This window comes from Clostridium sp. D46t1_190503_E9, assembly GCF_015555225.1.
Classification (GTDB): Bacteria; Bacillota; Clostridia; order Clostridiales; family Clostridiaceae; genus Clostridium.
The window spans coordinates 1-13,995 of record NZ_JADNKB010000013.1 but is presented as its reverse complement, the minus strand read 5'-3'; the positions used below and the strand labels follow the sequence as shown (position 1 = coordinate 13,995).

Below are 13,995 nucleotides of genomic sequence, written 5' to 3'. Positions count from 1 at the left end.
GAATATTTCTTCTTTGAGTATATCCACTTAGTATTTTTCTATACAAAAATAAACAAAATATTATTCATTTCAAGTAAATATTTTATTCTAAGTTAAAAGTTAAGAAACCATTTAGATTCTTAACTTTTGAAACTACTTTATTTTTGTTATTGATAAAACTGAATTTATTTCAGCTCCTAGAATTAATATCATTGATGTAATATAGAGCCAAGTCATTAATATAAATACTGCTCCTAAACTTCCATATAATCTAGAATAATTAGCTATATTATTAATATAATATGAAAATGCCAACGAAACTATTATCCATCCCAAAGTAACTACGATAGCACCTGGAAAAACCTCTCTCCAAGGAATCTTTTTAGCTGGAGTGTATCTATATATACATGCAAATATCCATATCATAGCAAGTATTACTATTATATACCTACTTATATTCCATATATTCTTTATTATATTATGAAATGGAAATACTGATATTAAATATTTACCTATTACTTCTCCAAATACTAACATAGCTAAAGTTAACATTATTATTAACGCTAAAGCTAATGTAAAAAATATTGCTATAAATGCTCTTTTTATAAAAGATCTATGTTCCCTAATATCATAAGCCTTATTAACGCCTTTTATTACAGCTCTGAATCCTGAAGATGCAGACCACATTGTAATAGCAATAGATGCTCCTAATAAGCCTGCATTTTGAGTATCTACTATCTCGATTACTGTAGTATCTACCAAAGTAAAAACATTATTTGGCAATATAGCCCTTAATCCATCTAAAATATCTACTGAATTTAATCTACTAAATCCTATTAATGTTAATAAAAATATTAAAAATGGGAAAAAAGCTAATATCAAATAATATGCAAGTTGAGCCCCTAAAGCAAATATATCATCATTATTAATTTTTACAATGAAATATATTATGCTATCTATAACAGACCTCTTATTCTCATTCTTATCCTTACTCATTAAACCACCACATTATTTATTATTTAATATTTTATATTATATATCAAATTTATTAAATATATTAATTTATAATATTCTATCTTATTTTTGTTACTTTATATATAATACTACAATAATTTAAAATATATAAGCAAAGCTATCTATTTCTTTCTAAAAAACTTCCAATATAGTATAATCTCTATGTAAACTATTTAAAATGGAAAGGGTGTTATGATGAATTATATATTAGAAAATGAAAACATAAAAATTTCTGCTGATACCTTTGGTGGAGAACTTAATAACTTAATTAGCAAAAAAGATTCAATTGAATACTTATGGAATGGAAATGCAGAGTATTGGAAGTATCATTCTCCAATATTATTCCCTATAGTTGGAAAAGTTAAAAATGGAGAATATACTGTTGATAATAAAAAATATGAATTACCACAACATGGTCTAGCAAGGACTAGAGAATTTAATATGATTGAAAAAGACAATAATCATATTGTATTTGAACTTTTATGGTCTGAAGATACATTAAAAGTATATCCATATAAGTTTTCTTTAAAGCTTTCATATGAACTTTTAGATAATGGAGTTAATGTTGGTTATAATGTTACAAATCTTGATAACAAAGATATCTACTTCTCAATTGGTGGACATCCTGCATTTATGTGCCCATTAATGGACGGAGAAAAATTTGAAGATTATTACTTTGAGTTCAACAAGAAAGAAAATTCTGATTCAATGGAACTTAACGGTAACTCTGGCTACTTCACAGGTATTAAAAAACCATTTTTTAATAATGAAAGTATTATAAACTTATCTTTAGATTTATTTAAAGATGATGCTATAGTTTTTGGTGATTTAGATTCAAATATAATAAGTTTAAAATCTAAGAATCATAATAAAAGTTTATCTATGGATTTTTCAGGTTTTCCTTATTTAGCTATATGGACTAAACCAACAGGAGCGCCTTTTGTTTGTATAGAGCCTTGGTATGGGCACTCAGATTTTGATAATTTTGATGGAGAGTTTAAAGATAAGGAGGGAATTCAAAAACTTAGTGTTGGAGAATCCTTTACTGCTAGTTACAACTTATGTATAAAATAATCTTTAGCTAACTATATAACTATCAATTTTATAAACTAACCTTTAATTTATAGAACCGAAACTTATATTAATTCATATTAAAATATAAAATATAGATAACAGGTATATACTTAATACCTGTTATCTATATTTCCTATATTTCTAATTTTACAATTAAATTATAATTGTATTTGTACTTTTTAAACATTAATTCGTTAATGCGATTGCCCTAACAGGTGAAGCATCTCCATCTTCTATCTTTAACGGAGTAGCTACTAAAGTAAATTCATCAGCATTTATATTATCCAAATTCGTTAGATTCTCAATTATGAGTTTACCTCTAGATAACACAACATTGTGTATTTCAAAATCTATACTATCAAATTTATCAATTGAAATAGCATCTATTCCTATACCTCTTAAACTAAAATCACAAATCCATTTAGCTGCCTCTTCTGTTAGGCTTGGAAAGTCATTAAAATAATTTTGGGTTCCCCAATAATTCTCCCATCCTGTTTTTAATATTAAGAAATCACAATTTCTCAATTTTTCTTCATATTGAATTAAATCACTAATCTTTACTTCCTTAATATTAGAAATATCAATCATAAATGCTATTCCTATAAATTCACTTATATTAAATTCTTCAATGGTTTTTCCTTTGTTAATCATATGACTTGGTGCATCTATATGAGTTCCTGTATGCGTACATAGTCTCAAGAGTTTCTCATTGAATCCATCTTTTTCAATTGTAGCTATATTATATATTTCAGGTTTCTCATCTTTTGTATATGTAGTCATATTCTTATTTATAGTGTGACTTAAATCAATAACTCTCATTTATACTCTCCCTTTATTATTTTATTTAATTATATCCCACTCTTTTGGAAGTAAATTCTTATACTTTAAAGTAAAATATCTATCATCTATGAGTAATATTCTCCCCTTATCTGTTTCAGTCCTTATAACTCTTCCAGCAGCTTGCATTACTTTATTTATTCCTGGATATATATATGCATAATCAAATCCCTTTTCCTCATAATAATCTTTTATTATGTCTCCTTCGTTAGATATTTTAGGAAATCCTACTCCAACTATTATACTTCCTATTAGCCTATTCCCTGGCAAATCTATCCCCTCAGAAAATATTCCTCCTATAACACAAAAAGCTAGAATATTTGCACCATCTTGAAACTTATTTATGAAATCCTCCTTTTGAGATTCAGTTAAGACTTCATCCTGACAAATAGTATTATTATCACCATATAACTCTATGTATCTTTGATATATCTGCTTTAAATATTGATAAGAAGGTAAAAAAACCATGTAATTACCAATTTGTTCATTTGCAAATTTGTAAATCAATTCACATAGATTATCAATATTATTTTCCCTTTGCTTAAATCTCATATTAAGCGGATGACCATAGATTTTTAAATTTTCCTTTTTAAATGGTGATGGTAATTTCATTCTATAGCTCTTTTCATTGCCCCCAAGCAAATCTATATAATAATTAATTGGTGTTAGTGTTGCCGAAAAAATTGTAGTAGAATAACTTCCCTGTACGACTTTAGATAAATTCTTAGATGGATTAACACAAAACAACTTAACCTTAACATCATTCTTAGTAACTTCTACTAAAGTTACGTATTCATCGCTATATAGTTCTGAAATTGATATGAAACTTCTTACTTCAAAATATAAATCTCTTATTTCATCATAGCCTTCTGTATTTACAGACTTTATAAGGTATTCATCACATTCCTTTAAAAATATTCTCAGCAATTTATATAAATCTTTATACTGCTCTTTTTTATAAATACTATTACTTTCAATTTCTTGAACTTCCCTTCGTATTTCTATTAATTCCTTATTAATAGAATTTAGTACCTTATATAAGTTAGGTACTTTACCCTTTATAAGTTTACTTGCTTGCATTATCTTACCCTTATAAATTTCCGCACTGAACATATTTCTAGCTCTATCCACAAGGTTATGACCTTCATCCACAAGTAATATATTTTTATCAACATCTTCCTCAAAAAAGCGTTTCAGTTTAGCCCTAGGATCAAAAGCGTAATTATAATCACATATTATTATGTCACACCATAAACTCAAATCTAATGATAACTCAAAGGGGCATACTTTATTATCTCTCGCATATTCTTCGATTTTTCCTCTCGTAAAATCATCTTCTTTTCCCAGCATATCAAATATAATATTATTTACTTTATCATAGTAATCTACTGCATATTCACAATTCTCTGGATTGCAATTAGTTTTATCTTTAAAGCATATTTTTTCCTTAGATGTTAATGTAATATTTCTGCATTTAAGTCCATTATCCTTTAATTTATTCACTGCCTCTTCTGCTACCGTCCTAGTTATTGTTTTAGCAGTTAAATATACTATTCTTTCTCCTCTATCTTCTCCTAAAGATTTCACGGCAGGAAATATAGTAGATATTGTTTTACCTATTCCTGTAGGTGCCTGAGCAAATAGCACAGCATTTTCCTTTATTGTATTAAAACAAGTAACTGCTAACTCCTTTTGACCTTTTCGATAATTATCAAAGGGAAATTTTAATGTTTTTATAGATTCATTTCTTAGACTATTTAATTTAGACTTTAATAATATCCATTTCTTATATTCATTTATTATAAAATCAATATACTCTTCTAATTCATTAAATTTAAATCTCTTATCAAAGCTTTTTACTTCTTCAGTTTCTATATTAAAATAACTTAATCTTACGCTTATTTCTTCTAATTTATTTTGAATAGAATATATATATGCATAAAATTTACCTTGAGCCCAATGTAATTCATTATAATCTTCCTCTATAAATATAAGTGATTTCATTGTGGATTTTATTTCTTCTATGTAAATATTAGTATCTTCTATAATAATACCATCAGCTCTTCCTTCTACTAATAATGTTATATCTTCAATTTCGAAGGCATGTTCCATTCTTACTTCTTTCTGATACTGACTATATATATCCTCATTACTGCTCTGTAGCTTTTGATGTGCTAATGTACCTTCTAAAGCTCTACTTTTCCCCATATATCTATCATCTAAACTACCAGTTTTCAAGACATATTCTATTATTCCTCTAACAGATTCTTTAATAATTATTTTTTTCTTCATTAAAGTTCTTTCCTATCTATATATTTTAAATAATCCATGCTTCTACTTTTACTATTTCATTTAAATAAGCATATTAACTATTTAATATATTGCTAGTATTAATTAATTATTTCATTAAGCAAAATATATATATATATATTATAATCCTAAAAACTAATATTTAATAGGATATAAAATCAATAAGGTACTGCTACTTATTATTAACAATACCTTATTTTGAAAGCTTTTATTTAATTGAATTAATAGTTTGTGATAGATTATTTATGCTATTAGTAAGACTCTCCAGCTTTCCTTCTATTCTTATTAATAAATATAAGGAAATTGCTATAGGAAAACCTAGATTAGCCACTAAATTAACTACCTCTTCCATAAAATCACCCCACTATTTACATATGCACTTAAGTGAGGATTTTTTAATTTATATATTAATTTAATATAGTTTTTATAATATTTATTCTGAATGATATTCATTCACTATCTTTTGAACTAATTTTTTTATAGCACTCGCTTGTGCAATAAGTGACATTACAATAACAAATGTTCTTATACTATTTTCATCTTTTTCATTTAATTTTAATTCTGCAATTATACTATCTAACTTTTCTTCATTTACAGCCGGCTTACTTAGGAAATCTTTAAAGCTTTCACTTTGAGTTTCTGAAAATATCTTATATGCATTTTCCCAAGATATTATATCATCTGATCTATCATTTATTTCATTAAATGCCAAACTGAAAACCTTTTTAATTTCTTCCGTTGTCAATACTGGCCTCATGTAGCTTAATAGTACTAATTGTATAAGATGTATTTTAGTATAGCCTCTCTTTTTTCCATCCTCTGGTTTGCTAATAACTTCGCTCTTTATATAATTTTGCACTATATTATTTGTATATTTATCCTCTATAAATTTATCATTTAAAAAATCTATAACTTGAGATAAAAATAGATCATATTTAGGTAAATCATTATAGCCAACCATGGTACTATTAGACATTTCTTCTGCAATTTCTGTTATATAATTAGTATCTATTTTTTTTACCATTATATCCACCTCTAAAAACTTATTCTTATTTTAATTATATAGTATATATAAACTTATTACAAGTTACTTCTGCCTGTTTAATTTTATTCTATTATTTCTTTAAAAGTCAATAAAAAATAATTGTCGCTTTTTTAATTTTTAATCTAAACCTCATATCTGTTATTATTTTTTACATTTTTTTCTTTTTTTATTAGTTTTTTTTTAATTTTATTTTTCTAAGATCTCTTCTTTCTTCTTTATAAGTTAGTAGACAAGCCATTCTACATTTTTTTACTATTTCCCTAGAAATTTGATTAAATAGTATTGACTTTTCTAATTTATGGTAGTATATTGTATTTATGACTTTGAAAGGCAAATTAAATGTGTATTTTTTTAAAATATTTCTCTTTTCTGTTGACTTTTAATTACATTTTTAGTAATATTAACTTGCAAGATGTCGAAACTTGTTTTAAGGAGGAAATATAATGAAATCAACTGGTGTAGTAAGAAGAGTAGATGAATTAGGAAGAATAGTTATTCCTATTGAATTAAGAAGAACATTAGATATAGCTGAAAAAGATGCTTTAGAAATCTATGTAGATGGAGAGCAAATAATCTTAAAGAAATATGAACCAGCTTGTATCTTCTGTGGAGATGCTAGAGATGTTGTAAACTATAAAGGTAAAAACATCTGTAAAAATTGCTTAACTGAATTAAAAAAATAATTTTTAATACTTATATTTAAAAAGTTATTTATAATTAAATCCCCTATGACTTTATAAAATCATAGGGGATTTAATTATAGTTCTGTTGAGTATTTATAAACTTCTTTTTTAGGTATATTTCTCTCTTTTGCAACTAATTTTATAGCTTCTTTTTTTTCTATTCCACTTTCTATTAGCTTTATTAAATGTTCTTCTATTGTTAAATCGATCCATAAAGCCTCTTTTTCAGCTTTTATTTCATCCTCAGATTTACCTTCAATAACTAAAACAAACTCACCTCTTGGTCTATTTTCTACAAAATAATTTAATGCTAATGATATTCTACCTCTATAAATTTCTTCATGAAGCTTCGTAAGTTCTCTACATATTGCAATTTTTCTATCACCTATATTATTTAATAAATATTCTAAGGTATCTAATAATCTATGTGGAGCTTCATATAATATTATAGTATCTCTAACATTTTTAATTTCTTCAACTACAGGTTTTCTATCTTTATTTTCTCTAGGTAAAAAACCTCTAAATATAAACTTTGTTGTATCTAAACCTGAGTAAACCAAAGCAGTAGTTATTGCTGTTGCTCCTGGTAATACTTCAAATTCTATTTCTTGTTCTATACACTTTTCAACTATAACACTTCCTGGATCAGATATCCCCGGAGTGCCGGCATCAGTAATAAGTGCTATATTCATTCCATCATTTAATTTATTTATTATATCTTCACTTTTTCCTTGTTCATTATGTTTATGATAGCTAAATAAACTTTTCTTTATATTAAAATGATTTAATAGTTTTAAACTTTGCCTAGTATCTTCTGCAGCTATGATGTCTGCATTTTCTAATACTTCTAATGCCCTCAATGTTATATCCTTTAAATTACCTATTGGAGTTGGTACTAAATACAACTTACCTTTTTCCATAAATCTATTCCTCCCTACCATATATTCTATTTAATTCATCTGAATAACTACCATCATCATTATATACATATAGTGGTGCTTCCCATTTCAAATATGCTCCACCATCACGTTGACCTTCAACTAATACTATATTAGGAGCCTTTTTACTATTTGGCTGGATCATTTGAACTCTCTTAGGTTCAATCTTATGCTTTCTCATAAGCTCAAATATATCTATTAATCTCTCAGGTCTATGTACCATATACATTCTTCCATTATCCTTTAAAAGCTTTCTAGCTGCTATTATCACATCTTCTAATGTACATAAAACTTCATGCCTAGCTATTGCTAACTTATCATTAGGATTTAATATTCCTGAGTTATTTAATTTATATGGAGGATTAACTGTTAAAACATCAAATTTTCCTAATTGATTTAAAAACTTGATATCCTTTAAATCAGCATTTTCAAATTTAACAACACTTTCTAATTCATTATACTTACTGCTCCTTTTAGCCATTTCAACCATTTCATTTTGAATTTCTATTCCTATTACTTCTTCTGGCTTATATTTTCCATATAATAAAAAAGGAACTATTCCAGTACCTGTACATAAATCTATAACTCTATGTTTTTTCTTTACATTTGCAAAGTTTGACAGTAAAACTGCATCTACACCAAATCTAAAGCCTGATTTTTTTTGAATCAGATATAAGTTATCTAATTGTAAATCATCAATAGATTCATCTTCTAATAAATTCACATCTTTATTCATTTTAAATACCTCGAATTATTTCTATAACTATATTCTTATTATCAACCATTATTATAAACTAATACTATTAATTACAAATTCATTATCTTTATTTATATCTATATTATTGCTTTGTAATCTTTCTAAATTATATCATATAAATCAATTACTTTATAAATATTTTATTAAAGTTCAATTTACATGATATAAACAAATAAACTCCGCCAAATTTTGACGGAGTTTATAATACAATATTAATAAAATTCTAATTATAGTACTCTTCTCGCAGCGTAGAATGATGTAACTGGTGAAACTTTAACATAATCTCCAGGTTGAGGAGCATGTATATATTGACCTCCACCTACATATATTCCAACGTGGTCTGAACCATAAGTAAATACTAAATCTCCTGGTTGTAATTCTCCATATGAAACTGGAGTTCCAACATTTATTTGAGTATAAGTAGTTCTTGTTATATCTATTCCTGCTGCATTTCTAAATACAAAGCTAGTAAATCCTGAACAGTCAAAACTATCTGGTCCTGTAGCTCCAAAAACATAAGGTCTACCAATATATCCATATGCAAAATCTACTATTGCATTACCTGTAGCTGATGATCCAGATCCAGGTCCTCTATTTGGTATACTAGCTGCATTTTCTTGAGCTTGTAGCTCTTCTACTTTAACCTTAGCAGCTTCTATTGCATTATTAATCTCTTCTGTTACGATAGGGCTTTTAAGTTGATTATCTCTGATACTTCTTAATTGGCTTATAGCACTTTGAAGCTCAGTAATAGAACTAGATGATTCTAGTATTGCTAGTTGTGGTTCAACTAAACTTCTTTCTGCAACAGATAAGAACTCTTCATCAAATTTAGCTTGTTCAGCTTTTGCATCTGCAACAAGAGCTTCTTGCTCCTTCTTCTTACCTTCTGACTCAGCTAAGACTTTTTTAGTTTCCTCATTTATTTTAGCTATTTCATTTGATTTTTCTTCTAAAGAAGTAACCTTCTCATCTAACTTTTCTTTCTTATCTACTAAATCTTTTACTATTTTCTTATCAATATTTACAAGTCTAGTAGCAGAATCTAATTTAGATATAAGATCGCTAAAACTATCTGCACTAAATAAAAGTGTTAAATAACTACCTTGTCCACCTGATTTGTATAGCTCTCTTAATCTCTTTCCTAATACTTCTTCTTTTTCTGAAATATCAACCTTTGAAGTTTCGATTTCTTTCTTAGTGTTTTCAATTTCATCCTTAATAGAATCCATTTGCTTTTGATTATTGTTCACCTTTTCTTCTAATGGAGCTATTTGTTCATTTAAACCATATATCTTACCTTGAATATCTTCTATTTTCTTATTTATGTCATCATACTTTTGTTGATTTTCTATTACTTCCTGATTAGGAGTAGCAAAAACTGGTGTTACTGAAGTTATTGTTAAAGCACCAGCCATAACAATAGATAAAATCCTCTTTTTCATAAGTGTTTGGTCCTTAGACCATCCCCCTCTCCCTACGTGATATATTACCATTATAACACTTATGGAAAGCTTGGACAATGGTAATTTTTTAAAAAATGAGATATTTAGACAGTGTAAATGTATACTGTACATATCTGGATAATGCTTAGTTATGTAAATATAACTAATTTTATCTAAATCTCTCTATAATTATATGTTGTATACTATCGTTTTTATAATAGTTTTATGAATAATTTCTATATAAATTTATTAGCAATGTCATTAATAACTTCTATATAAAATTATTAATGACATTGCTAATAATACTATTGCTATAAAAAGTTCATTCAAATAAAAATACAGGAATATATGAAATTATATATTCCTGTATTTTTTAAGCATCTTATTTTGAACAAAAGATGCAATAGCAATAGTAAGTATAAATATTATTACTATATACTTTGATTGTTCTATGAATATATAATCTAATGCGCCTAAAATAATTCCTGCAAAACCTATAGATATATTAAATATTCCGTTAAGCTTCATAAACTTTTCAATATCACTATAGACTCCACTATCCTTCAGAAAATTCTTCATTTTTTTACTTTTTAATGATAAAAATCCCATTAATATAAATCCTATGCTACCTAAAATAATAACTATAGTACTTCCTCTCATTACTTTGACCTCCAATTAAATTATGCTTATATAAACTTTAAATCTTAAAATAATTTCATAACGTTTCATTAAGCTCATTAATATTTACTTTTAACGATCTTAAACTAATTAAAAGTAAATATACGATATACCCTAAACAAAGTTTATAATTTACTTAAAAGATACCATATTTAATAGTCATAAGTAAAGATATTATAAATATAACTCTACTTCTATTTGGCTATATAAAATCATTATAATTTTATATTAATACTATAACTTAATCATAATAGGTTTCACATAAATAATTTAATATTTTATTTTAAAAGTGTTGACATAATAGATTATACTTACTATAATTATAATGTACTTCGGGGTGTGGCGCAGATGGGAGCGCGCGTGGTTTGGGACCATGAGGTCGCAGGTTCAATCCCTGTCACCCCGACCAAAGAAATCCTCTCTATTCGAGAGGATTTCTTATTTTTTTATAATTTATGAAATGGATTTATTTATATAGCTAGTTACAATCTATATAATCATGTACTTCATTAAGTTTATCGTCAAATCCAATAGATTTACAAGAAATTAATACTATTGGTATTATTGATATATAGGCACACAATATTAATATCCACATAAATCTTATCCCCTTTTCAAAATTCTACTTACAATCAGTATATGAAAAAGATTTCATTATTGCTATAAATTTTTAAGTTTTTTATATATAAATAAAACTTTTAATAAAATTATTACTACATCTAAGCTATATATTTAGCTTACTATAATATTGTTGAACAGTATTTAAAAGGAGGTTTACATATATGAATAATATTAAGGCAGTCATATTTGATTTAGATGGAACATTAATAGATTCAATGGGAATATGGGCACAAATAGATGAAGAATACCTAGGAAACTTTGGTTATCCTGTCCCTGAAAATCTTCAAGAAGAGATAACTCATCTTACTTTAACGGAAACAGCAACCTACTTTAAAAACAAATTTAATATAAATGATGATATAGATAAAATAATTTCAACATGGCATGATATGGCTTTTTATCACTATTCCAATACAATCAAATTAAAAGAAGGCGTCATTTCATATTTAGATTTATTAAAAGAAAAAGGCATTAAAATAGCATTAGCAACTAGTAATTCTGTTCAATTATTAGAAGCAACATTAAAAAATAATAATATATATCAATATTTTGATGCGATAACTACAACTGAAGAAGTAAAGAAATCAAAGGATAATCCTGATATCTATTTATTATCAGCTAAAAAACTAGGTATATCGCCTGAAAATTGCTTAGTATTCGAAGATATAGTACAAGCTGTTAAAGGGGCTAAGCTTGCCGGTATGCACGTTTATTCAATATATGATAAAGTATCTGAAAGTCAAAAAGATGCTTTAATAGAATTATCAGATAAATACATACTTAGCTTTAATGAACTATTATAAATAAAAAAGGAATTGATATATCAATTCCTTTTTTCACTATTTTTAAGCTCTAGTAACTCCATATTTCTTTTCTAATTCTTTTACAACATCTAGATACTTTCTTTGTTGCATTTCTTGTAATAGCTTATTAACTATTTGAGGCTTAACTTCTTCAAATGCCATTTCTTTTCCTTCATTTTTATCTTCAACTTTTATTAAATGGTATCCAAATTGTGTTTGAACTGGTTCACTTACAACATTTATATCCAATTTGAAAGCTACATCTTCAAACTCAGGAACCATCATACCTCTTCCAAATGCACCAAGATTTCCACCTTCTTCTTTTGAAGGACAAGTTGAGTATTTCATAGCTGCCTCTTCAAAAGTTAATTCATTTGAATCTATTTCACTCTTAACTTTATCACAAAGTTCTTTTGAATCTACTAATATATGCTTAGCAGAAACTGTTGGTTGTTGAGTAAATTCTCCTTTATTATTGTTATAATAATTTAATGCATCCTCATCTGTAACAGTAACTTCTAATAATAATTTATTTAGTGTTAGCTGAGTTAATATATCCTTTTCTGCTTGTTTTACATTTTCCTTATATTCTTCTGTATCTTCTATATTTAACTCTTTGCCTAGCATATTGATTAATTCAAAAGAAAGCATTTGCTCTAATAATTGCTTCTTTGCCTCTACTGTTTCAAAATATGCTCTTTTATCAGCTGGGTATCTCATTATCATATTTTGTAAATCTGATTCCTTAATCTCTCTACCCGCTATGGTAGCTAAAATTTTATCTTCCATTGAAATATCTCCTTTATTTTAAATTTTAAATTTTAATCATTATTAATTATAACAGAGTTTATAATAAAATATATAAGTTGCAATAAATATTTATCTAATTAGTCTAAATTACGATTAAGATTCGCATTATTTGTTGATAATAATTATTAATGGTATTATAATTAAATAAAGCTTAAAAGGAGGATATTATATAATGGAAATAGGAAAATTAGCGCCAGATTTTACTCTTATGGGATCTGATGGAAAGGAACATAAATTAAGTGATTATAGAGGAAAAAAAGTTATACTATACTTTTATCCTAAAGATAATACACCAGGATGCACTACAGAGGCATGTGATTTTAGGGATAATATAGATAAAATAACAGATCAAAATGCTATAGTTCTTGGAATAAGTAAAGATAACTTAAATTCACATAATAAATTTATTGAAAAATTTAATTTACCTTTCATTTTATTAAGTGATGAAGATAAGATTGTTTGCGAATTATACGATGTTATCAAAGAAAAAAATATGTATGGTAAAAAAGTTTTGGGTATAGAAAGAAGTACATTTATAATTGATGAAAAAGGTTATTTAGTGAAAGAGTTTAGAAAAGTTAAAGTTAAAGGACATATTGATGCTGTCCTAGAAGAACTTAAATAATAAAATTACAGAGCATAATAAAAAAGCACTAACTAATGTTAGTGCTTTTTATTCTGGTGGCTCGACCAGGAATCGAACCAGGGACACGAGGATTTTCAGTCCTCTGCTCTACCGACTGAGCTATCGAGCCATATAACCTGGCAACGTTCTACTCTCCCACACAGTCTCCCATGCAGTACCATCGACGCTGTAGAGCTTAACTTTCCTGTTCGGAATGGAAAGGAGTGTTTCCTCTACGCCATCATCACCAGATTTCAGAGTGTTCTCTGAAAATTGCACATGAATTAATTTTAAGCCTGTTTTTATTGGTCAAGCCCTCGACCTATTAGTATCAGTCAGCTAAATATGTTACCACACTTACACCTCTGACCTATCA

General features: G+C 26.7%; 14 protein-coding genes, 2 tRNA genes and 1 rRNA gene. 5 read left to right on the top strand and 12 right to left on the bottom strand.

The features are described 5' to 3' along the window. Window positions 1-132 precede the first annotated feature (132 nt). Entirely contained in the window at window positions 133-975 is an 843-nt protein-coding gene (locus I2E83_RS14305) for a YihY/virulence factor BrkB family protein (RefSeq protein WP_195264453.1), read from the bottom strand. Window positions 976-1,188: 213 nt separating this feature from the next. Here I2E83_RS14305 and I2E83_RS14300 point away from each other — a divergent pair, with 213 nt between their 5' ends. Beyond that, entirely contained in the window at window positions 1,189-2,067 is an 879-nt protein-coding gene (locus I2E83_RS14300) for an aldose 1-epimerase family protein (RefSeq protein ID WP_195430637.1), read from the top strand. A gap of 186 nt (window positions 2,068-2,253) precedes the next feature. Here I2E83_RS14300 and I2E83_RS14295 read toward each other — a convergent pair whose 3' ends face one another. From I2E83_RS14295 to I2E83_RS14280, 4 genes are all read right to left on the bottom strand, one after another. Continuing rightward, window positions 2,254-2,886, bottom strand: coding sequence for a cyclase family protein (locus I2E83_RS14295; RefSeq protein ID WP_195264454.1), 633 nt, complete (start codon window positions 2,884-2,886; stop codon window positions 2,254-2,256). Between the two features lie 21 nt (window positions 2,887-2,907). Continuing rightward, on the bottom strand, window positions 2,908-5,196 hold the full coding sequence (locus tag I2E83_RS14290) for an ATP-dependent DNA helicase (RefSeq protein WP_195430634.1): 2,289 nt from the start codon (window positions 5,194-5,196) through the stop codon (window positions 2,908-2,910). 226 nt (window positions 5,197-5,422) lie between these two features. Further along, window positions 5,423-5,566 carry a YvrJ family protein gene (locus I2E83_RS14285; protein WP_195264456.1) on the bottom strand — a complete coding sequence of 48 codons (144 nt, stop codon included), beginning with the start codon at window positions 5,564-5,566 and terminating at the stop codon, window positions 5,423-5,425. Between the two features lie 81 nt (window positions 5,567-5,647). Beyond that, window positions 5,648-6,238, bottom strand: coding sequence for a DUF1836 domain-containing protein (locus I2E83_RS14280; RefSeq protein WP_195264457.1), 591 nt, complete (start codon window positions 6,236-6,238; stop codon window positions 5,648-5,650). A 464-nt stretch (window positions 6,239-6,702) separates the two neighbouring features. On the opposite strand from I2E83_RS14280, the gene I2E83_RS14275 reads away from it, so the two are divergent. Next, entirely contained in the window at window positions 6,703-6,942 is a 240-nt protein-coding gene (locus I2E83_RS14275) for an AbrB/MazE/SpoVT family DNA-binding domain-containing protein (protein WP_008676225.1), read from the top strand. Window positions 6,943-7,016: 74 nt separating this feature from the next. Here I2E83_RS14275 and rsmI read toward each other — a convergent pair whose 3' ends face one another. The 4 genes from rsmI to I2E83_RS14255 all read right to left on the bottom strand — a co-directional run bounded on the left by rsmI (window position 7,017) and on the right by I2E83_RS14255 (window position 10,742). Beyond that, window positions 7,017-7,862: a 16S rRNA (cytidine(1402)-2'-O)-methyltransferase gene (gene rsmI, locus I2E83_RS14270; protein ID WP_195264458.1), complete on the bottom strand. Its 846-nt coding sequence runs from the start codon at window positions 7,860-7,862 to the stop codon at window positions 7,017-7,019. A gap of 4 nt (window positions 7,863-7,866) precedes the next feature. Beyond that, window positions 7,867-8,616 carry a tRNA1(Val) (adenine(37)-N6)-methyltransferase gene (locus I2E83_RS14265; protein WP_195430631.1) on the bottom strand — a complete coding sequence of 250 codons (750 nt, stop codon included), beginning with the start codon at window positions 8,614-8,616 and terminating at the stop codon, window positions 7,867-7,869. A 248-nt stretch (window positions 8,617-8,864) separates the two neighbouring features. Next, on the bottom strand, window positions 8,865-10,082 hold the full coding sequence (locus I2E83_RS14260; protein ID WP_195264460.1) for a C40 family peptidase: 1,218 nt from the start codon (window positions 10,080-10,082) through the stop codon (window positions 8,865-8,867). Window positions 10,083-10,436: 354 nt separating this feature from the next. Further along, the gene (locus I2E83_RS14255) at window positions 10,437-10,742 is read right to left on the bottom strand and encodes a hypothetical protein (RefSeq protein WP_195430628.1); all 306 of its coding nucleotides are present in this window, start codon (window positions 10,740-10,742) and stop codon (window positions 10,437-10,439) included. Window positions 10,743-11,093: 351 nt separating this feature from the next. On the opposite strand from I2E83_RS14255, the gene I2E83_RS14250 reads away from it, so the two are divergent. Next, a tRNA-Pro gene (locus tag I2E83_RS14250) sits at window positions 11,094-11,169 on the top strand. Between the two features lie 373 nt (window positions 11,170-11,542). After that, entirely contained in the window at window positions 11,543-12,184 is a 642-nt protein-coding gene (locus I2E83_RS14245) for an HAD family phosphatase (RefSeq protein ID WP_195264462.1), read from the top strand. 42 nt (window positions 12,185-12,226) lie between these two features. Here I2E83_RS14245 and I2E83_RS14240 read toward each other — a convergent pair whose 3' ends face one another. Beyond that, window positions 12,227-12,973, bottom strand: coding sequence for a peptidylprolyl isomerase (locus I2E83_RS14240; protein WP_195264463.1), 747 nt, complete (start codon window positions 12,971-12,973; stop codon window positions 12,227-12,229). A gap of 193 nt (window positions 12,974-13,166) precedes the next feature. On the opposite strand from I2E83_RS14240, the gene bcp reads away from it, so the two are divergent. Beyond that, window positions 13,167-13,619 carry a thioredoxin-dependent thiol peroxidase gene (bcp, locus tag I2E83_RS14235; protein ID WP_195264464.1) on the top strand — a complete coding sequence of 151 codons (453 nt, stop codon included), beginning with the start codon at window positions 13,167-13,169 and terminating at the stop codon, window positions 13,617-13,619. A gap of 54 nt (window positions 13,620-13,673) precedes the next feature. On the opposite strand, the gene I2E83_RS14230 is transcribed toward bcp, so the two are convergent. After that, window positions 13,674-13,749, bottom strand: a tRNA-Phe gene (locus I2E83_RS14230). Window positions 13,750-13,754: 5 nt separating this feature from the next. Continuing rightward, a 5S ribosomal RNA gene (rrf, locus tag I2E83_RS14225) occupies window positions 13,755-13,871 on the bottom strand. Between the last annotated feature and the right edge of the window lie 124 nt (window positions 13,872-13,995).

Coding starts and splice junctions, on each gene's coding strand:
- I2E83_RS14305 (WP_195264453.1), bottom strand. CDS start 975: ATGAGTAAGGATAAGAATGAGAATAAGAGGTCTGTTATAGATAGCATA.
- I2E83_RS14300 (WP_195430637.1), top strand. CDS start 1,189: ATGAATTATATATTAGAAAATGAAAACATAAAAATTTCTGCTGATACC.
- I2E83_RS14295 (WP_195264454.1), bottom strand. CDS start 2,886: ATGAGAGTTATTGATTTAAGTCACACTATAAATAAGAATATGACTACA.
- I2E83_RS14290 (WP_195430634.1), bottom strand. CDS start 5,196: ATGAAGAAAAAAATAATTATTAAAGAATCTGTTAGAGGAATAATAGAA.
- I2E83_RS14285 (WP_195264456.1), bottom strand. CDS start 5,566: ATGGAAGAGGTAGTTAATTTAGTGGCTAATCTAGGTTTTCCTATAGCA.
- I2E83_RS14280 (WP_195264457.1), bottom strand. CDS start 6,238: ATGGTAAAAAAAATAGATACTAATTATATAACAGAAATTGCAGAAGAA.
- I2E83_RS14275 (WP_008676225.1), top strand. CDS start 6,703: ATGAAATCAACTGGTGTAGTAAGAAGAGTAGATGAATTAGGAAGAATA.
- rsmI (WP_195264458.1), bottom strand. CDS start 7,862: ATGGAAAAAGGTAAGTTGTATTTAGTACCAACTCCAATAGGTAATTTA.
- I2E83_RS14265 (WP_195430631.1), bottom strand. CDS start 8,616: ATGAATAAAGATGTGAATTTATTAGAAGATGAATCTATTGATGATTTA.
- I2E83_RS14260 (WP_195264460.1), bottom strand. CDS start 10,082: ATGAAAAAGAGGATTTTATCTATTGTTATGGCTGGTGCTTTAACAATA.
- I2E83_RS14255 (WP_195430628.1), bottom strand. CDS start 10,742: ATGAGAGGAAGTACTATAGTTATTATTTTAGGTAGCATAGGATTTATA.
- I2E83_RS14245 (WP_195264462.1), top strand. CDS start 11,543: ATGAATAATATTAAGGCAGTCATATTTGATTTAGATGGAACATTAATA.
- I2E83_RS14240 (WP_195264463.1), bottom strand. CDS start 12,973: ATGGAAGATAAAATTTTAGCTACCATAGCGGGTAGAGAGATTAAGGAA.
- bcp (WP_195264464.1), top strand. CDS start 13,167: ATGGAAATAGGAAAATTAGCGCCAGATTTTACTCTTATGGGATCTGAT.